Here is a 20,005-nt window from a genome sequence, read left to right on the forward strand (position 1 = left end):
TGTCGGGGTATAGGCAAGACGATGGGCGAAGTCACGCAGCGTCCCCCCAATTCGTTAGGCGAAACTTTACCTATCCCGGCTATCCAATCTGGAAGCGCGCGGCCGGTTCATGGCAATTGCACATATTCAGATCGGACATTGTCATGAGCCACCAGACCAATTTGCAGATCGCGCGATACCTGACCACAGGTTTTTACGAAGATACCGGGCGTCCGGCCTCCAGCTTTCCGATATCAAGCACGGGCATGCTGACGGTGTTCGAAACGCTGGCCAGCCCCGCCGTGGCCCGGCTGGCCGACTACGCATTGTCGGCCTGGACCTCGGTCAGCGGGATCGGGTTTCGTCAGAACGGCACGAACCAGAACCACGACATCAAACTGCAGGACAGTGCGTCGGGCGCGTGGTCGCAGACATGGTATCTGGGCAACGGCGATTCGACGAAATCGGTGGTGAATGTCAGCCAGGACTGGTCCGCGACCTACGGAACGCAGCTGATCAGCTATACGACGCAGACCTGGATCCACGAAATCGGGCACGCGCTGGGTCTGGGTCATTCCGGTCCCTATAACGGCAGCGCCAGCATTGCTGACGCCGTCTTGCAGCAGGACAGCTGGCAGCGCACGGTGATGTCCTATTTCGCGCCGTGGGAAAATCCATCGGTCAACGCCGATGCCAGCTATGTGCTGACGCCGATGCCCGCCGATATCGTCGCGGTTCATTCCCTTTACGGCACACCCAGCGGGATCCGCACCGGAGCCGATGTCTATGGCTATGACGGCACCGCGTCCGGGGCCTACGCGGCCATCACCACCCTTCTGGAGAATAGCGCATCGGTGCGCCCGTTTTTCTTCACCATCTTCGATCAGGGCGGGCGCGACACGATCAACATGTCGCAAGACGGGCGCAGCCAGACCGTCAACCTGCGCCCCGACACGTTTTCCAGCGTTCTGGGCGGCACCAACAATATGGGCATCGCGCATGAAACCCTGATCGAGAATTATGTCGCCGGCAGCGGCGCGGATCGCGTGGGCGGCAACTGGCTCGCGAACGATATCCGCGGCCTTGGCGGCAACGACCGGCTGGACGGTCGCTGGGGCAATGATGTGCTGCGCGGCGATCTGGGCAATGACACGCTGCTGGGCGGGCGCGGGAATGATCGCCTGTGGGGCAACCAGAACAGTGACCGCCTGTTCGGCGGCGATGGCGATGACAGCCTGGATGGCGGCATTGGCAATGACACGCTGGAAGGCCAGAACGGTGCTGACCGCCTGTTCGGCGCCGATGGCCGTGACACGCTGATTGGCGGGCATGGCTGGGACAAGCTGTTCGGCGGCGCCGGCGACGACCGCCTGATCGGCGGCAGCTATTCAGACGGGCTTTGGGGGGGCGCGGGGGCCGACCAGTTCGTCTTTGGCTGGGCGGCGAATTCGGACACGAGCCGCGACCGCGTCTGGGATTTCCGGGCCGGGGTCGATCATATCGACCTGCGCGGTATGGGCCTGAACTTCATCGGTCGGCGCGGCTTTGATGGCTCTGACGCCGTGCTGCGCAAATGGACCGACGAATACGGCACACATCTGACCGCGGATCGCGACGGCGACCGGGACGCGGATTTCCACCTTGTCCTGCGCGGCATATCGGATGTCGCCGCCGACGATCTGTGGCTATAGCGCCAGGATCGGAACCCGCCGCGACCACATAGCGTTGATCATCCGAACACCCATACGAGGTTCAGATGCTACGCCACATCGTCCTTAGCGCGACCCTTCTGGCGGGGCCGGCATTTTCGCAGGAAGCGCCCGCAACCTCGCCCGATTGCGACGCCGCCAGCATGGCACAGCCCGCCTCGGACGCCAGCCCCGAGGCTGACCGCGCCGTGGAGGGCAATACCGGTTGGAGCGGCGGCACCGGCGGTTCCTTCATAGGCACCAATTCGCAGGGCTCTGTCTCGCATGTGACCTGGCATCCGCCGACGGCCCGTGGGCTGGATCTGTCCGGCACGCCCGAAAACTGGCCCGATCCTGCCGGTGGCCGCTGCTAGATCTGCGATGTCGCGCCCTGAAGGCCGGCGCCTGACCCCAACCGGACGCGGTGAAAGGGCGATGGTGTCGCCCCGCCCGCCCCTACGGCTGCCCGAACACCTCTGACGCGATCGCCTGTGCGAAGTGACGGTCCAGCCCCCGCCGGTTGAGCAAGCGGTACCAGAACGCGCCGTGGACAAGTCCCGAGATCAGTTCGGCATCCCGCCCTGACGAAAGCTCTCCGCGCGTCTGGGCCTGTCGCAGCAGGTCCGTGATCATCTGTTCACGCGGCAGAATGAACCTTGCTGCAAATTTTTCCTGAAATGCCGCATCCTGCTGGGCTGCGGCGATCAGGGCGCGCAAGACATCCCCATTCACCAGTAGATGGTCGAACACATTGGCCAGAAACTCTTCCAGCAACTCGCGGCAGGGCCGCGGATCGTCCAGACGCGGGGCCGCCGCGTAGCTTTGCGTTTCTTCCAGCACGGCATCCAGCACAAGATCCGCCTTCGTATCCCAGCGATTGTATAGCGTCTGCCGCGCCACACCGGCCTGTTTGACGATTGCCGCGATCGAGACCCTTTCGTAGCCATTCTCGCGGACAAGCCGCAACGCGGCCGCCCGCAGATCCAGACTGGCCTGCGCGTTCACCGGCCGTCCGCTGACATTCTTCGTGGTCATGCACAGCACCTGTTCATCAATGCACTCTGGCCCTTCCTTTACATTAAAGACGGCAGTCCATTAATTTAATGGACCAAAGTCCACTAACGCTATCGGATTGATGATGCCCCAATTTTCTCCAACCCCCAAACACGCCGCCACCATCACGGCGACCCTGGGCCTGCTGTCGCTGTTTCCCCCGCTGGCGACGGACATGTATCTTGCCGCGCTTGGGGACCTGGCCCTTTCGATGAGGGCCACACATACAGCGGCCGAGTTTTCCCTGTCGATCTTCTTTCTTGGCCTGTGCCTGGGGCAGCTTCTGCTTGGCCCGCTGACCGATAGCTACGGTCGAAAAGCCCCGCTTCTGATCGGGATCGCGATCTTTGGCGCAACCTCGGTCGCTTTGCTGCTGGTCGATGACATCGCCTGGTTCAATGCGCTGCGTTTTCTTCAGGCCATCGGCGCAAGCGCCGGCATGGTCGTGGGGCGCGCTGTCGTGAAGGATCTGTATGACGGGCGTCGTGCGGCGCAGGTGATGACCGTTCTTGTGATGCTGCTGACGATCGGCCCGATCGCGTCGCCGACACTGGGCAGCATCCTTCTTGAGGCTTTCGGGTGGCGCTCGATCTTTGCGACGATGGCTGTCATCAGCGTGCTGGCCTTTGGCCTGTCGCTGATCGTGCTGCCCGAAACCCTTCCGGCTGGCGACCGCAAGGCGCAGCCCCTTGCCAATGGTTTGCGGGCCGCGGCCGCGCTGTTGTCGCAGCGCAGTTTCGTGGGCATGGCGCTTGTCTCGGGCCTGGTGCAGGGCGGCATGTTCGCGTTCATCACGGGATCCTCCGCGGTGTTTCAGGGGATCTTCGGGCTTGGCTCACTTCAGTTCGGCGTCACCTTCGCCCTTATCGCCGCCGCATTGGTGATTTTCGGCAAGCTCAACGGCGCCCTGCTGAACCGTTTCAGCCCTAGACAGATCGTCACGGCGGGCCTGCCCCTGTTCCTTGCCGCGACCCTGATCCTGACATTGACGTCCGGAACGCAAAGCCTGTGGGTGTTCGCCGTTCCGCTTTGGCTGTCGATCGGCATGGTCGGGCTGCTTTCGGCCAATGCGATGTCGATGACGATGGAGCTTTCGGGCAAGGATGCCGGCATGGGATCGGCATTGCTTGGCGCCAGCCAGTTCGCGATCGCCTTTACGGTCTCTTCCTGCGTTGCGCTTGGGGCCAAGGAAACCGCGCTGCCCATGACCCTTGGCCTGCTGGTGCCCGCCTGCGCTGCGACACTACTGTTCCAGACACTGCGCGAACGCATCCGGCCCGCGACCGTGTAGGGCGGCAGTCCGCGATCCTCCAGCTTTCAGACCAGCGCGTTCGGGGACCAGAAACAAGAAAACCCCTGAAACTCAATTGTTGTTGAGTTTCAGGGGTTTGCTATGGTGCCCAGGAGAGGACTCGAACCTCCACGCCTTGCGGCACACGGACCTGAACCGTGCGCGTCTACCAATTCCGCCACCTGGGCAGGTGGTGTGAGGCGGGTCTCTAAAGGCAGTTCAGGGGGCCGTCAATGGCGATTTCAGAAAAAATCGCATTCGGGCGAAAATTTCTTTCCTGGGGGTCGGGACATCCTGTCGCGGCGCGCCGAAGCGCCCCCGCTTCACCTTGCCCGACCGGCTGGGCTTGGGTAATGATCGCCCGCAACAGTGGGCACGAAGGAGGCGCAGAGCCGATGGCGAAACTGGTCACGATCTTTGGCGGCTCGGGATTTGTCGGACGGCAGGTCACGCAGCTGATGGCCAAGCGGGGCTGGCGCGTCCGCGTCGCCGTGCGCCGCCCGGACGAAGCCCTGTTCACCCGCACCTATGGCGCGGTCGGCCAGGTGGTTCCGGTGCTGTGCAACATCCGCGACGAAGCCTCGGTCCGCGCCGCGATGTCCGAGGCCGACGCCGTCGTGAACTGCGTCAATATTACGAACCCAGAAGGCAAAAGCACCTTCAGCAGCGTCTTTGAAGAAGGGGCCGCGATCATTGCGCGCCTGTCGGCCGAAATGGATGTCGCGCAGATCGTCCACATTTCGGGGATCGGGGTCGATCCCGATTCTGACAGCAAATATGTCGCCGCCAAGGCCCGCGGCGAACGCGCCGTGCTGACGGCGCGCCCGGACGCGATCGTGCTGCGCCCGTCGGTGATCTTCGGAACCGGCGACAGCTTTTTCAACCGTTTCGCCAGCATGGCGCGATTCGGTCCGGTGATGCCGATTTCGGGCGCATCGACCAGAATGCAGCCGGTGCATGTGGATGACGTGGCCCTTGCCGCCGCCAAGGGGGCCTGCGGCGAGGTTCCGCCGGGCATCTACGAACTGGGCGGCCCCGAGGTGATGACCCTGCGCGAAATCATCGCCCTGGTGCTGAAAACCATCCATCGCCGCCGCCTGATCGCGAACATGCCGTTCTGGATGGCGGGAATCGGTGCGGGCGTACTGGACGGCGCAAGCTATGTGACCGGCGGCCTGTTCACGAACCGCATTCTCAGCCGGGATCAACTTGCGCTGCTGCGGGAAGACAATGTCGTCTCGGACGGGGCCAAGGGCTTTGCCGATCTGGGCATCCAGCCGACCGCGCCCGAGGCGGTACTGGAACAATATCTGTGGCGCTTCCGCCCGTCGGGGCAATATGACGCCATCAAGGATTCGGCCAAGAACCTGCGCAATCACTGATGCCCCACAACACCATCGTCGCCGCGGTCCTCGGACTTCTTGAGGGCCTGACCGAGTTCATCCCGGTCTCATCGACCGGTCACGTCCTGCTGGCCGGCCATTTCCTGAACTTCCATTCGCCCGGTCGCGCCTTCGAGGTCGTGATTCAGCTGGGGGCGGTGCTGGCCATTCTTGGCGTCTATGCCACGCGGCTATGGGGCATCTTCTCGACCGCCCCGCATGATGCGCAATCGCGGCGCTTCATCCTGGCGGTGCTGCTGGCATTTCTGCCGGCGGTGGTGATCGGCGTGATGGCCCATGACATCATCAAGACGGTCCTGTTCGAAACCCCGCTGCTGATCGCCGTGATGCTGATCCTGGGCGGGATCGTGATTCTGTTCGTGGACCGCATGGCCACAAACCCGCGCTATGACCGGGCCGAGGATTTTCCGCTGTCCATGGCGTTCAAGATCGGCGTAATCCAGTGCCTTGCGATGATTCCCGGCGTCTCGCGATCGGGCTCGACCATCGTGGGCGCGTTGCTGCTGGGCGCGGACAAACGCTCGGCGGCAGAGTTTTCGTTCTTTCTGTCGATGCCAACGATGCTGGGGGCCTTCGTCTACGATCTCTACAAGAATCGCGATGTGCTGGACGCCGCGGCGCTTGGCGATATCGCGGTGGGATTCGTCTGCGCCTTCATCACCGCGATCTTCGTCGTGCGCTGGCTTTTGGGCTATGTCTCGCAAAAGGGTTATGCGCTTTTCGGTTGGTGGCGTATCATCGTCGGGACGGTCGCGCTGATCGCGCTTTTCGCCACTACGTAACACATACTGACCTATTTTGACCAGATTCATCGCCGCCCCACCCATCAAGGCGGCGAAAATCGCAATTTAGGTCAGCACTACTGACTTTTCATTCCCTGCGCCTTGGTTTATCGCAACTGCGGGAGTTCCTGACAGTTGGAAGGTGCGCAGCTATGGCCACGCAAAAAATGCTGAAATTCGTCTCGACGCCGCGCGAGATGCCGGAAAAACGCAGCGCAGCTGAGCGGAGCGAGGACTTCCACGAGATCTATCGCGAATTCGCGGCGCAAAAGGCGGCCGAACAGGCCGGACGTTGCAGCCAGTGCGGTGTGCCCTATTGCCAGACGCATTGCCCGCTGCACAACAACATCCCCGACTGGCTGCGCCTGACCGCCGAAGGCCGCCTGGAAGAGGCGTATCGCGTCAGCCAATCGACCAACACCTTCCCGGAAATCTGTGGCCGCATCTGCCCGCAGGACCGCCTGTGCGAGGGCAATTGCGTCATCGAACAGTCGGGCCACGGCACTGTCACCATCGGCGCGGTCGAAAAATACATCACCGATACCGCATGGGAAAACGGCTGGGTCACGCCCCGCGCACCGGTGCAGGAACGTTCGGAATCGGTGGGGATCATCGGTGCCGGCCCCGGCGGCCTTGCGGCGGCGGACATGCTGCGCAAGCAGGGCTTTCAGGTCACGATCTATGACCGCTATGACCGCGCGGGCGGGTTGCTGACCTATGGCATCCCCGGATTCAAGCTGGAAAAAGACGTGGTCATGCGCCGCAACAAGCTGCTGGAAGACGGCGGCGTCGAATTCGTGCTGAACTGCAATGTCGGCGAGGATATCAGCTTTGACGCGATCCGCGGCAAGCATGATGCTGTGCTGATCGCCACCGGCGTCTACAAGACCCGCGATCTGGAACTGGACAATGCCGATGCCGGCGGCGTCGTGCGCGCCATCGACTATCTGACCGCCAGCAACAAGGTCGATTTCGGCGATGACGTTCCCGATTACGAGGACGGCGAACTGAACGCCAATGGCAAGCGTGTCGTTGTCATCGGCGGCGGCGACACCGCCATGGACTGCGTCCGCACCGCCATCCGTCAGGGCGCGCAGTCGGTCAAATGCCTGTATCGCCGCGACCGCGCCAACATGCCCGGCTCGCAACGCGAAGTGCAGAACGCCGAAGAGGAAGGCGTCGAATTCGTCTGGCTGTCGGCCCCCGGCTCGTTCAGCGGCCATGTCACCGGCGAGGCTGCCGTCGCGCAGGAAGCCGATGTCGATGGCGTCGATCAGGTTGCCAGCGTGCGCATCCAGAAGATGCGTTTGGGCGCGCCCGATGTCAGCGGTCGCCAGTCGCCCGAACTGATCGAGGGCGCGGATTACGACGAACCCGCCGATCTGGTGATCAAGGCGCTTGGCTTCGAACCCGAAGACCTGCCCAAGCTGTGGGGCGTCGATGGGCTGGAGGTCACCCGCTGGGGCACCGTCAAGGCAGACTTCCAGACCCACCAGACCTCGATTCCGGGCGTCTATGCGGTGGGCGACATCGTGCGCGGCGCAAGCCTGGTCGTCTGGGCGATCCGCGATGGCCGCGAGGCCGCCGAATCGATCGCCAATTTCCTGACCGGCGATGCCCGCGTCGCGGCGCAGTAACCGGGGTCCGCGATGATCCATCCTGCACCCCGCTCCCCCGCTCAGGCCCGCGCCCTGCCCCGGCAGGATGCGCGTCCCGTGGCGTTTGGGCTGCTTGCCGCAGCGGCGGCACTGCTGATCGCGCTGCCGCTTTCGGCCGGAACGTTCAAGCCGCCGCAGGGCTGCAATCTGGAACTGACCGCCCAGAATCGCGGCTGTTCGGTCACGCAATATTACCGCTGCGAGATCGACCCCAAGGGCCACCAGCACAGCGCCATCTTCACCCGTGAGGGCATGACCCATCTGTCGCTGATCGACAGCGAGACCCGCTGGATCGAAAGCACAGACCCCAATACCGGCGTGCGCGATCTGCTGGTCTCGGATTCCCCCGATCACGCCAGCTTTTCCACGCTGATGGCCGAGGGGCGCGACGATTTCGATTTCTGGACCGTGTCCAACACGGGCGAGCGTCTGCGCCATGTCGGCCATGACGAACTGACCGGCAAGACCGTCGATATCGACGGGGTCCAGCTGGAGGAAACCCGGTTCGAACTGACCACCTTTGACGACGCCGGCGAAGAATTGATCCGCCGCACCGGTCAGCAATTCGTCAGCCGCGCGATGCGGCGCTTTTACGGCGGGGTCGAAAGTCAAAGCGACTGGACCGGCATCCGCAAGAACACCGATGACAGCCCCGTCCTTTTCAGCTTTCCCGGCGAAAAGGGCTTTGGCGACACGACACCACAATTCGACTGCGATCAGCTGATGACGCAGCTTCAGCTTGAAAGGGCCCAGCTATGAGCAAGGATTGGCAAGCACAGGAACAGGCCCGCCGCGACTGGATGGCCGAAAACAGCCTGTATCGGCATGATGACGAACATTCCTCGTGCGGCGTGGGCTTTGTCGTCGATCTGGACGGCAAACCCAGCCGTCAGGTCGTGCAGAACGGCATCGACGCGCTGAAGGCGATCTGGCATCGAGGTGCGGTGGACGCAGATGGCAAGACCGGCGATGGCGCCGGCATCCATGTGCAGATCCCGGTTCCGTTCTTCTACGACCAGATCCGCCGCACCGGGCACGAGCCCGACAAGGACAAGCTGATCGCGGTCGGTCAGGTGTTCCTGCCGCGCACCAATTTCGCCCAGCAGGAAACCTGCCGGACCATCGTGGAATCCGAAGTTCTGCGCATGGGCCACTATATCTATGGCTGGCGTCACGTGCCGGTGAACACCGCCGTTCTGGGCGACAAGGCCAATGCCACCCGCCCGGAAATCGAACAGATCCTGATCCGGTGCGAAAAGGATATCGATCAGGTCCAGTTCGAACGCGAACTGTACATCATCCGCCGCCGGATCGAGAAAGCCGCCGCAGCGGCCCAGGTCACGCAGCTGTATTTTTGTTCGCTGTCCTGCCGCAGCATCATCTACAAGGGCATGATGCTGGCCGAACAGGTCGCCGAATTCTATCCCGACCTGAAGGACGAGCGTTTCGAATCCGCCTTCGCCATCTATCACCAGCGCTATTCGACCAACACCTTCCCGCAATGGTGGCTGGCCCAGCCGTTCCGCATGCTGGCCCATAACGGCGAAATCAACACGCTGAAGGGCAACCTGAACTGGCTGAAAAGCCATGAAATCCGCATGGCCAGCAACGCCTTTGGCGACATGGCCGAAGACATCAAGCCGATCGTGCCGGGCGGCAGCTCGGACTCGGCGGCGCTGGATGCGGTGTTCGAGGTTCTGGTCCGCTCGGGGCGCAGCGCACCGATGACCAAGACCATGCTGGTCCCGGAAAGCTGGTCCAAGGCCACGACCGACATGCCCAAGGCATGGGCCGACATGTACGCCTATTGCAACGCCGTGATGGAGCCCTGGGACGGCCCCGCCGCGCTGGCCATGACCGACGGTCGCTGGGTCTGCGGTGGACTGGATCGCAACGGCCTGCGTCCGATGCGCTATGTCGTCACCGGCGACAACCTGCTGATCGCGGGGTCCGAGGTGGGCATGGTACCGATCAACGAATCCACGGTGCGCGAAAAGGGCGCGCTTGGGCCGGGTCAGATGATCGCGGTCGATATGTGGGACGGCAAGCTGTACCACGACAGCGAGATCAAGAACCGTCTGGCCGACAGCCAGCCCTTTGGCGAATGGATCGAGAAGGTCACTGACCTGAACGACATCATGCGCGATCTGCCCGAAACCTCGACGTTCAGCGGCGACGAACTGCGCCGCCGACAGACCGCCGCGGGCTATACGCTGGAAGAACTGGAACATGTCCTTGCGCCAATGGCCGAGGATGGCAAGGAAGCCATCGCCTCGATGGGGGACGACACGCCGCCGGCGGTGCTGTCGAACCAGTATCGCCCGATGAGCCACTTCTTCCGCCAGAATTTCAGCCAGGTGACCAACCCGCCGATCGACAGCCTGCGCGAAACCCGCGTGATGTCGCTGAAAACGCGGTTCGGCAACCTCAAGAACGTGCTGGACGAAAGCAGCGCCCAGACCGAGATCCTGATCCTGGAAAGCCCGTTCATCGCCAATGGCGAATATGGCGAGATGTGCAAGATGTTCGGTGATTCCGTCACCTTCATCGACTGTACCTTTGCCGTCGATTCGGGCTCCGAGGCGCTGGCCGAGGGTCTGGCCCGCATCCGCGCCGAAGCCGAGGATGCCGTGCGTTCGGGCGCGGGTCATCTGGTGCTGACCGACGAAGGTCAGGGCACCAACCGCGTCGGCATGCCGATGATCCTGGCCACCAGCGCCGTCCATAGCTGGCTGACCCGCAAGGGCCTGCGGACCTTCTGCTCGATCAATGTGCGCAGCGCCGAATGCATCGACCCGCATTACTTTGCCGTGCTGATCGGCAGCGGTGCGACGACGGTGAACCCCTATCTGGCGCAGGATTCGATCCAGGACCGCATCGACCGCGGCCTGCTGACCGGCACCCTGATCGAAAACATGCGCCGCTATCGCGATGCCATCGATGCCGGGCTGCTGAAGATCATGGCCAAGATGGGCATTTCGGTCCTGTCCTCGTATCGGGGCGGCCTGAACTTCGAGGCTGTCGGCCTGTCGCGCGCCATGGTGGCCGAGTATTTCCCCGGCATGCACAGCCGCATCAGCGGCATCGGCCTGCACGGGCTTCAGGACAAGGTGAAGGACATCCACGCCAAGGGCTGGTCGGGCGAGAATGCCGATCTGCTGCCGGTGGGTGGGTTCTACAAGCTGCGCCGCTCGGGCGAAAAGCACGCCTGGGAAGCCAACACGATGAAATTGCTGCAGATGGCTTGCGACAAGGCAAGCTATGACATCTGGAAGCAGTTCTCGAAAACCATGCGGGCGAACCCGCCGATCCATATTCGCGACCTTCTTGACATCAAGCCGCTTGGCAAGCCGGTGCCGATCGAGGAAGTGGAATCGATCACCTCGATCCGCAAGCGTTTCGTGACGCCGGGCATGTCGCTGGGGGCGCTGTCGCCCGAGGCGCATATGACGCTGAACATCGCGATGAACCGCATCGGCGCGAAATCCGACAGCGGCGAGGGCGGTGAAGATCCGGCCCACAGCCACCCGCTGCCCAATGGCGACAACCCCTGCGCCAAGATCAAGCAGGTCGCATCGGGTCGTTTCGGCGTCACCGCCGAATATCTGAACGCCTGCGAGGAACTGGAAATCAAGGTCGCGCAGGGCGCCAAGCCCGGCGAGGGTGGCCAGCTGCCCGGCATGAAGGTGACCAAGCTGATCGCCCGCCTGCGCCACTCGACGCAGGGCGTGACGCTGATCTCGCCGCCGCCGCACCACGATATCTACTCGATCGAGGATCTGGCGCAGCTGATCTACGACCTCAAGCAGATCAACCCGCGCGCCAAGATCACCGTCAAGCTGGTCGCATCCAGCGGCGTCGGCACGATCGCGGCGGGTGTGGCCAAGGCCAAGGCCGACGTGATCCTGATCTCGGGCCATAATGGTGGCACTGGCGCGTCGCCCGCGACATCGGTGAAATTCGCGGGGCTGCCGTGGGAAATGGGCCTGACCGAGGCGCATCAGGTTCTGGCGATGAACCGTCTGCGCGAACGCGTCACGTTGCGCACCGATGGCGGTCTGCGCACCGGTCGCGACATCGTCATGGCCGCGATGATGGGGGCCGAGGAATACGGCATCGGCACCGCCGCGCTTATCGCGATGGGCTGCATCATGGTGCGCCAGTGTCAGTCGAACACCTGCCCCGTGGGCGTCTGCACGCAGGATGAAAAGCTGCGCGCGATGTTCACCGGCAGCGCCGACAAGGTCGTGAACCTGATCACCTTCTATGCCCAGGAAGTGCGCGAGATCCTGGCCTCGATCGGGGCGCGCAGCCTTGACGAGGTGATCGGCCGCGCCGACCTGCTGACCCAGGTCAGCCGTGGCGCCGCGCATCTGGACGATCTGGACCTGAACCCGCTGCTGATCACCGTCGATGGCTGGGACAAGATCGTCTATGACCGTTCGAAGCCGCGCAATGCGGTGATGGACACGCTGGACGCGGAAATCATCCGCGACGCCGAGCGATTCTTCAGCGATGGCGAAAAGATGCAGCTGTCCTATGCGGTCCGCAACACGCTGCGCACCATCGGCACGCGCACATCCAGCATGATCGTTCAGAAATTCGGCATGCGGAACAACCTGCAGCCCGATCACCTGACCGTGCGGCTGACCGGCAGCGCCGGACAGGCGCTGGGTGCCTTTGCCGCGCCGGGGCTGAAGCTGGAAGTGTCGGGCGATGCCAACGACTATGTCGGCAAGGGCCTGTCGGGCGGCATGATCACCGTCCGTCCGCCGATGGCCAGCCCCCTGAAGGCCGAGGACAACACCATCATCGGCAACACCGTGCTGTACGGCGCGACCAACGGCTATCTGTTCGCCGCCGGTCGCGCGGGCGAGCGTTTTGCCGTCCGCAACAGTGGCGCGAAGGTGGTGATCGAGGGCTGTGGCAGCAACGGTTGTGAATACATGACCGGCGGCGTGGCCGTGATCCTTGGGCGCATCGGCGCGAACTTTGGCGCGGGCATGACCGGCGGCATGGCCTATCTTTACGATCCCGAAGGCGTTGCGCGCGATTACGTCAATCCGGAATCGCTGGTGATGTGCCCGGTCACGCAGGACCATTGGGAAGCCGAGCTGAAGGGTCTGATCGAACAGCACGCCAAAGAGACCATGTCGCAGAAGGCGGAAAAGATCCTGCAGAACTGGGACCAGGAAAAGCAGAACTTCCTGCAGATCTGCCCCAAGGAAATGCTGCCGCATCTACCCTACCCGATCGCGGCCATGGACGAACCTTCGGCCATGCCGGCCGAGTGACGCGGCACCGCCGTTTCAGACCGGATCACGCGGCCCTTCACGGGGCCGCGTTTTTCGTTTCACGCCTCGCTGCTGTGCGCTTGACCAGACGGCCAGCCGCATGAGAAAGCCCTTGGCATGGTCCTGCGCATGATCCTTCGCCCCCCTGCCGTTTCGGCAAAGCCACATGCGGGCGCGGATCGCAGACGTCGCCGCATCCGTCCCCTGCGCTGGGTCTTGGCATGGCTGCGCTGGCTGGCGCTGCGCGGGCTGTTGCTGATGGCGGTGCTGGTGGGGATCTATGCGCTGATCAACCCACCCACGACCTGGACCATCGTGCAGGAATCGCGACAGCGTCCGATCCAGCCCCGCGAATGGACGGATATCGAGGATATCGCCCCGGTCATGCGCCGTTCGGTGGTCGCCGCCGAGGATGCCAATTTCTGCCTGCATTGGGGCTTCGACATGCGCGAGATCCGCAAGGTCGTTGCATCGGGGTCCAGTGCCGGGGCCTCGACCATCACCCAGCAGACCGCCAAGAACGTGTTTCTGTGGCAGGGGCGCAGCTGGCCACGAAAGGCGCTGGAGACGGTCTATACCCCGATGATCGAGGCGTTCTGGTCAAAGCGCCGGATCCTGGAAGTCTATATGAACGTCGCCGAGTTCGGTCCCGGCATCTTTGGCGTCGCGGCGGCGGCGCGGGAATATTACGGCACCACGCCAGACCGGCTGAGCCCGGTTCAGGCCGCGCGTCTGGCCGCGATCCTGCCCGCCCCCAAAAGCCGCAGCCCGCATCGCGCCTCGGCCCGGTCGCGCATGATCGCCGATGGTGCCGCCACGATCCGCATCGACGGACGCGCCGGCTGTTTCTGACCCCGGCGGCGCGGTTGAAACGCAAGGGGCGCGGGCTTATCAAGGCCGGGTTAAGACACGAAGGGGTCTCGAGCAGTCAATGAATACAAATACGCAGACCACCCGACTTTACCATTCGACCCTGTCGCCCTTTTGCCGCAAGGTTCGTCTGGTCCTGGCCGAGAAGAAGATCGAGGTCGAACTGGTCGAGGAGAAGTACTGGGAAAACCCGCCCGACCTGAAGCGGCGCAACCCGGCGGGAAAGCTGCCGGTGCTGCGCCATCGCGGCCACATGCTGGCCGAAAGTCAGGCCATCGTCGAGTATCTGGACGAGGTCGTCGCCGATCCCGCGCTGATGCCGCGTCAACCGCTGGACCGGCACGAGGTTCGTCGTCTTTGCGCGTGGTTCGACGACAAGTTCAACAGCGAGGTGACCCAGCCGATCATGAACGAACGGGTGTGGAAGAAGATCACCCGCTCGGGCTATCCCGATAGCCGCGCCGTCAAGGACGGGCTGCGCGCGATCAAGGAACATATCGACTATCTGACCACGTTGCTGGAGGCGCGACGCTGGCTGGCGGGGAACGCGATCTCGCTGGCCGATTTCACGGCGGCTGCGCATTTTTCCTGCCTGGACTATATTTCGGACGTGGATTGGGACCGGTCCGAGGCGGTGCGCGACTGGTATGCGACGATCAAGTCGCGTCCGGCCTTCCGCTCGGTCCTGGCAGATCAGGTTCCGGGCATCCACCCGGCCCCGCATTATGCCGAACTGGACTTCGGATAAGGAGGGGGGGCGCTGCCCCCCATCGCCTGACGGCGATTCCCCCCGGGATATTTGGACCAAGGCAAAATCCGATCTTGCCGAGTTCTCTCGGGAGGCTGGATTTGCGAAGATGCGCGTGGCCGCGCCCGATGCGGTGCCCGAGCTGCCCGAAAGGCTGCGGCACTTTCTGGATCAGGGCCGTCATGGCCAGATGGGGTGGATGGCCGAGCGGACGCATTGGCGGGCCGATCCCGCCGCACTGTGGCCCGAGGCGCGCGCGGTCGTCATGTTGGCCGAGCTATACACGCCCGCGGGCGATCCGCTGGAGGTTCTGGATCGGCGCGATCATGCGGCGGTCAGTGTCTATGCGCAGGGGCGCGATTATCACGACCTGGTCAAGAAGCGCCTGAAGCGCGTCGGGCGATGGCTGCTGGAGCAACATCCCGGGCATCAGATCAAGGTCTTTGTCGATACCGCCCCGGTGATGGAAAAGCCGCTGGCCGAGGCCGCGGGTCTGGGCTGGCAGGGTAAGCACACCAATCTTCTGGCGCGCGATCTGGGCAGCTGGTTCTTTCTGGGCGCGATCTTCACGACGGTGCCACTGCCCGCCGATGCGCCCGAGGTCAGCCATTGCGGGTCCTGCCGCGCCTGTCTGGACATCTGCCCGACCAAGGCGTTTCCCGCGCCTTATCAGCTGGATGCGCGGCGCTGCATTTCCTATCTGACGATCGAGCATCACGGGCCCGTCGACCCCGATTTGCGGCCGCTGATGGGCAACCGAATCTATGGCTGCGACGATTGTTTGGCGGTCTGTCCCTGGAACAAATTCGCGCAGGCCGGGTCCGAGATGCGCTATCGCGGGATCATCGACGCCCCCCCGCTGGCCGAATTGGCGGTTCTGGATGATGCGGGATTTCGTGCGCGGTTTTCCGGCAGTCCGATCAAGCGGATCGGGCGCAATAGGTTCGTGCGCAACGTGCTGTATGCGATCGGAAATTCGGGCGATGCATCGCTGCTGCCGCTTGCGCGGGGGCTGATCGGGGATCCGGATGAGACGGTCGCGGATGCGGCCGACTGGGCGGCGGCTTGGCTGCAGGATCAGAGCAGGAAATCCTCGCCATCCAGGTGAAGGCGTTCGTTCAGGCGGATCATCATTTCAGCAGCGCCGTCATTGTCCAATTCGATGAAGATGCGGGTTTCCTGCCCGACATATTGCCAGCGCAGCTGATCGGCCCCGGAAAAGCCGTTGCGGCCGCGAAAGGTCAGATCAAGAGCGGTCAGATCGATCAGGTCCTGTCCGGGGGTGAAGTCCAGGATCAGGTCTGCATCATAGCGGCGGCTGTCGGACTGCTGCTGAAAGCGAAAGACATCCCGTCCGGCCCCGCCATGCAGCGTGTCGTTGCCACCGCCACCGATCAGCAGGTCGGCCCCTCCGCCGCCCTGCAGAAGATCATCACCCAGATTGCCCCACAGTGTGTCATTGCCGTTGCCGCCATACAGGCGGTCATGGCCGCCGCCGCCCGCAAGGCGATCCGCGCCGCCGCCGCTGAAAAGGCGGTCATTGCCAAGATTGCCAAGAAGCGTATCGCGCCCGCCACCCGCCTTGATCGTATCCGCGCCCCAGCCGCCGTCGAACCAGTTGTCATGGTTATAATCGACCAGCAGGTCGTTGCCCAAATTGCCCGAAAGCCTGTCGCGACCGCCGCCGCCATACAGCCGGTCATTGCCGTTGCCTCCGAAAAGGCGGTCATCGCCCGCCTCGCCCCAAAGGAAATCGTTGCCGTCCTCGCCGTAAAGGCTATCGGCGGCGGCACCCGCATACAGCCGATCATGTCCCGGCCCGCCCCTGAGCAGGTCCTTCCCGGTCCCCGATTTCAGCGTGTCATGGCCAAACCCGCCGAACAGGCGATTGTTTCCACTTAGATCGGACAGCTGGTCATTGCCCTGATTGCCGTTCAGGGTGTCATGCCCGGCATTGCCGAAAAGACGATCATTCCCTGACCCTGCCGCGACATAGTCGTTGCCCCAGCCCGCATTGATCAGGTCGTGGCCCGCGCCGGTGAACAGGCGGTCGTGCCCCCCGTTTCCGTAAATGCGGTTATTGCCGGAATAATCCTCGATCCGGTCGTTGCCACCCTGCCCCCAGATATGGTCATTGCCATCGCCGCCAATGATGCGATCAGAGCCGCCGCCGCCATAGATCCGGTCATCGCCGCCGCCGCCGTCGATGTGATCCGCGCCCGCCCCCGACCTGATCGTGTCGTGCCCGAAGCCGCCGTAAAGCCGGTTAGTGCCGTGATAATCGATCAGCTGGTCATTGCCGGAATTGCCGAACAGCGTGTCATCGCCCGGCCCGCCATCCAGATAATCGTTGCCATTGCCGCCATGCAGCGTGTCATTGCCATCCGATCCGAAAAGGCGATCGGCGCCATCCTCGCCATAAAGCAGATCGCGACCCTGCCCGCCCCATAGCGAATCGTTGCCGCGCCCGCCCCACAGGCGGTCGTCACCCGCCTCGCCATACAGCCTGTCATTGCCGTCATCGCCCCACAGCTGATCGACGCCGTCACCGCCGTAAAGGCGGTCATTCCCCTCATCCCCGAACAGGCTGTCCATCCCGGCCTCGCCATACAGCCAGTCATCGCCATCCTGTCCCCGGATGCGGTCATCGCCCTCTTCGCCCCGAACCGTATCATCGCCGCCCATCGCCGAGATCATGTCATTTCCCGCCCCGGCCGTGATCGAATCCGAGCCGCCCCCCCCCATCAGCGTGTCATCACCATCGCCGCCGAACAGGAATTTGCCCTGGGTCGAGGGCAGGTCGTCATCGCCGATGGTGGTGGGGTCGACCTCGGGCAGGTCGTAATGGGTGATCGGGAACAGCGCGTTGCTGAAATCGTCCTTGGTCAGGCTGCGGCCATCGCTGGTAAAGATGTCGATGACCGCCTTGTGGTAATAGATCTTGATGCCATAGCTTTGCGGCACGAAGGTCAGCTGCCAGATGCTGCGGATCATGTCCAGCTGGCTCAGGTCCAGGCGGTCCTTGCCGACCTCGTAATCCTTGATGGCGACGCGGCCTTCGAAATTGGCGGGCACGAAAACATCCGCGCCCGCCCCGCCGAACATGGCGATAGAGTCCGATGTGGCGATCAGGATGTCGTCGCCATCGCCGCCATGCATCCAGTAGGTGCCCGACTGCGCCAGCAGCAGATCATCCGCCGCGCTGCCGGTCGGCGCGCCGATGGGGGCCAGGCCAGTCGTGCCGACATTGCCGGGGTCGAAGGACAGCTGGGTGATCCCCACCTCGGACGATGACGCGACGAACAGCGCGATCTTGCCGCCGATCACCTTCGCCTCGATATCCGCGATCCGCGAAAGGGTCATGGCGTTGGTGTCGACGATCGTATCCAGATGCAGCAGCCGGCCATCGGGCTGCAGGGTGAACACGCTGATCCCGCCATCGACCCCGCCCGCGAAGATATAGGCACGCCCGGCGACGGTCACCGCGTCCAGCGCGGTGATCGATTGAAACCGGGTGGTCAGTTCGTCGATCACATGGTCGGTATTCTGCAACCGCCCGTCCGGCATCAGATGAAACACCGTCAGCGAGGACGACGCAGAGGCGCCCAGCACGACAAAGCTGCGCCCACCGGTTTCCAGCACGGCGACCTGCGTGGGCACCGCATAGCCTGCACCCAGAAGCCCGCTATGCAACGTGCCGGTGCCGATCTGGCCGCCCGCGAGGATCGGGTGGGTCGAGACGAAATCACCCAGGCTGGACACCGCGATCAGGAATTTCTGCCCGCCCGACGCCAGTTCGACCATACGGTCGATGGAAGAACCGGCCAGATAGCCGCTGTCCGGGATCTGGACCTGCGTGATCCGGGTCAGGCTGCCATCGCCTTGCAGCTTGTCGACGACAAAGCCAAGACTGCCCTTGGTCGCCGAAAACAGATAGCTGCTGGCCCCCAGCTGAAACTGCCCCAGCGCAGTCAACTTGGCCCCCAGATCGTCGACCAGCCCCGCAAAACCGCCCAGATCGCCGCCACTGTCCAGCGACAGGCCCAGCCCCTCGGCCCCGCCCAGATGCGTCAGGGAGACATGCGACTGGCCGTTCACCGTGATCATCGTCAGGCGGGGGGCGCCAAGATAGCCGAAGCCGGCAAGATAGGCCTGCTGATCGACCGCGATCAGCGGGATATCGGCGCTGCCAAAGCGATAGCTTGTGATCCCCTTGCCATAATACAGATTGGCCGCAATCAGCAGATCCTGCCCGCCGACCGACGCGATCTGCAGGTCGGAAAGTGCCGACAGCCAAATCTGATCCGTGGCCCCATAGGTAACCACGTGACGATAGGTAAGCATAATTGACCCAAGCGGCACAAACGGCCGACCATGGAAAGCTAGGACAGGAACCTTAAATGCCCCTTTACGCCCTGGCCGATCACCAATCTTCTTCAGGGTATTTTAGCTAAAGCGCCGTATTCAGGGACGATCGGGGGCTTGATCGCCGTGAAATGCCAGCGGACCGTACAGAATCAGCCCCGGCTGGATGACCTCGGCCCGCTGCATCATCGCGGCCAGCTCATCGACGGTGGTGCGGATCAGCCGTTGATGCGGGTGGCCCACGGCCTCGGCGAACAGGGCGGGGGTGGTGCCGGGCAGCCCATGGTCGCACAGACCCTGCGCCAGCTTGGGAAAGCTGCGCTGCCCCATGAACACGACGGTCGTCACCGAAGGGTCGGCCACGGCGGCCCAGTTGATGTCTTCGGGCAGGTGGCCGGTCACATCCGCGCCGGTCACGAACTGTACCCGCCGTGCGGTCAGGCGCCGGGTCAGCGGCATCCCCGCCGCCGCCGCCGCCGCGCTGGCCGAGGTGACGCCGGGAATGATCTCGAACGGGATGCCTGCCTCGGTCAGAGCGATCAGCTCTTCTTCCAGACGCCCGAAGATGCCGGAATCGCCCGATTTCAGCCGCACGACGCGCCGTCCGGCCCGCGCATGTTCGACCAACAGCGCATTCACATGTTCCTGCCGCGCCGATGGACGCCCGGCGCGTTTGCCGACCGAAATCAGCTGCGCCTGCGGATCGGCATGATCCAGAACCGGCCCCGACGCCAGATCATCGAACAGCACCACCTGCGCCTGCGACAGCCGCTTGGCGGCCTTCAGGGTCAGCAATTCGGGATCGCCCGGCCCTGCCGAAACCAGTGAAACGAAACCGGGCTCTGTGTCGGAATGGGGCAAATCACTGGCCTGC

At 63.4% G+C, this 20,005-nt stretch carries 14 protein-coding genes and 1 tRNA gene; 11 read left to right on the top strand and 4 right to left on the bottom strand.

Annotated features, from left to right (window positions below; translation table 11 throughout):
* The first annotated feature begins 143 nt into the window (after positions 1 to 143).
* Positions 144 to 1,670: a M10 family metallopeptidase gene (locus BMX67_RS03240; protein WP_090732473.1), complete on the top strand. Its 1,527-nt coding sequence runs from the start codon at positions 144 to 146 to the stop codon at positions 1,668 to 1,670.
* Between the two features lie 65 nt (positions 1,671 to 1,735).
* On the top strand, positions 1,736 to 2,041 hold the full coding sequence (locus BMX67_RS03245) for a hypothetical protein (protein ID WP_090732474.1): 306 nt from the start codon (positions 1,736 to 1,738) through the stop codon (positions 2,039 to 2,041).
* 82 nt (positions 2,042 to 2,123) lie between these two features.
* Here BMX67_RS03245 and BMX67_RS03250 read toward each other — a convergent pair whose 3' ends face one another.
* A complete protein-coding gene (locus BMX67_RS03250; RefSeq protein WP_090732475.1) occupies positions 2,124 to 2,702 on the bottom strand; it encodes a TetR/AcrR family transcriptional regulator in 579 nt (192 codons plus the stop codon).
* Between the two features lie 103 nt (positions 2,703 to 2,805).
* Here BMX67_RS03250 and BMX67_RS03255 point away from each other — a divergent pair, with 103 nt between their 5' ends.
* Positions 2,806 to 4,011: a multidrug effflux MFS transporter gene (locus tag BMX67_RS03255; protein WP_090732867.1), complete on the top strand. Its 1,206-nt coding sequence runs from the start codon at positions 2,806 to 2,808 to the stop codon at positions 4,009 to 4,011.
* Positions 4,012 to 4,114: 103 nt separating this feature from the next.
* On the opposite strand, the gene BMX67_RS03260 is transcribed toward BMX67_RS03255, so the two are convergent.
* Positions 4,115 to 4,199, bottom strand: a tRNA-Leu gene (locus tag BMX67_RS03260).
* 207 nt (positions 4,200 to 4,406) lie between these two features.
* Here BMX67_RS03260 and BMX67_RS03265 point away from each other — a divergent pair.
* From BMX67_RS03265 to queG, 8 genes are all read left to right on the top strand, one after another.
* Positions 4,407 to 5,393 (top strand): complex I NDUFA9 subunit family protein, encoded by a 987-nt coding sequence (locus BMX67_RS03265; protein WP_090732476.1) that lies wholly within the window; start codon positions 4,407 to 4,409, stop codon positions 5,391 to 5,393.
* Positions 5,393 to 6,196, top strand: a complete 804-nt coding sequence (locus BMX67_RS03270) for an undecaprenyl-diphosphate phosphatase (RefSeq protein ID WP_090732477.1) — start codon at positions 5,393 to 5,395, stop codon at positions 6,194 to 6,196. Before BMX67_RS03265 ends, BMX67_RS03270 begins: the two co-directional genes overlap by 1 nt.
* A 152-nt stretch (positions 6,197 to 6,348) precedes the next feature.
* Positions 6,349 to 7,833 carry an NAD(P)-dependent oxidoreductase gene (locus tag BMX67_RS03275; RefSeq protein WP_090732478.1) on the top strand — a complete coding sequence of 495 codons (1,485 nt, stop codon included), beginning with the start codon at positions 6,349 to 6,351 and terminating at the stop codon, positions 7,831 to 7,833.
* Positions 7,834 to 7,911: 78 nt separating this feature from the next.
* Positions 7,912 to 8,613 (top strand): hypothetical protein, encoded by a 702-nt coding sequence (locus BMX67_RS03280; protein WP_090732480.1) that lies wholly within the window; start codon positions 7,912 to 7,914, stop codon positions 8,611 to 8,613.
* Positions 8,610 to 13,148, top strand: a complete 4,539-nt coding sequence (gltB, locus tag BMX67_RS03285) for a glutamate synthase large subunit (protein WP_090732481.1) — start codon at positions 8,610 to 8,612, stop codon at positions 13,146 to 13,148. Before BMX67_RS03280 ends, gltB begins: the two co-directional genes overlap by 4 nt.
* A 129-nt stretch (positions 13,149 to 13,277) precedes the next feature.
* Positions 13,278 to 14,000 (top strand): monofunctional biosynthetic peptidoglycan transglycosylase, encoded by a 723-nt coding sequence (gene mtgA, locus BMX67_RS03290; protein WP_245739136.1) that lies wholly within the window; start codon positions 13,278 to 13,280, stop codon positions 13,998 to 14,000.
* Between the two features lie 79 nt (positions 14,001 to 14,079).
* Positions 14,080 to 14,766 carry an FtsZ-binding protein FzlA gene (fzlA, locus tag BMX67_RS03295; protein ID WP_090732483.1) on the top strand — a complete coding sequence of 229 codons (687 nt, stop codon included), beginning with the start codon at positions 14,080 to 14,082 and terminating at the stop codon, positions 14,764 to 14,766.
* Positions 14,767 to 14,815: 49 nt separating this feature from the next.
* Complete coding sequence (gene queG, locus BMX67_RS03300; protein ID WP_281249133.1) at positions 14,816 to 15,874, top strand: tRNA epoxyqueuosine(34) reductase QueG; 1,059 nt, start codon at positions 14,816 to 14,818, stop codon at positions 15,872 to 15,874.
* Here queG and BMX67_RS03305 read toward each other — a convergent pair.
* On the bottom strand, positions 15,844 to 19,110 hold the full coding sequence (locus BMX67_RS03305; protein ID WP_090732487.1) for a calcium-binding protein: 3,267 nt from the start codon (positions 19,108 to 19,110) through the stop codon (positions 15,844 to 15,846). The two genes, queG and BMX67_RS03305, sit on opposite strands and share 31 nt — an antisense overlap.
* 120 nt (positions 19,111 to 19,230) lie before the next feature.
* The gene (gene cobA / locus BMX67_RS03310; protein WP_090732488.1) at positions 19,231 to 19,992 is read right to left on the bottom strand and encodes a uroporphyrinogen-III C-methyltransferase; all 762 of its coding nucleotides are present in this window, start codon (positions 19,990 to 19,992) and stop codon (positions 19,231 to 19,233) included.
* Between the last annotated feature and the right edge of the window lie 13 nt (positions 19,993 to 20,005).

Source organism: Paracoccus homiensis, assembly GCF_900111675.1.
GTDB lineage: Bacteria > Pseudomonadota > Alphaproteobacteria > Rhodobacterales > Rhodobacteraceae > Paracoccus > Paracoccus homiensis.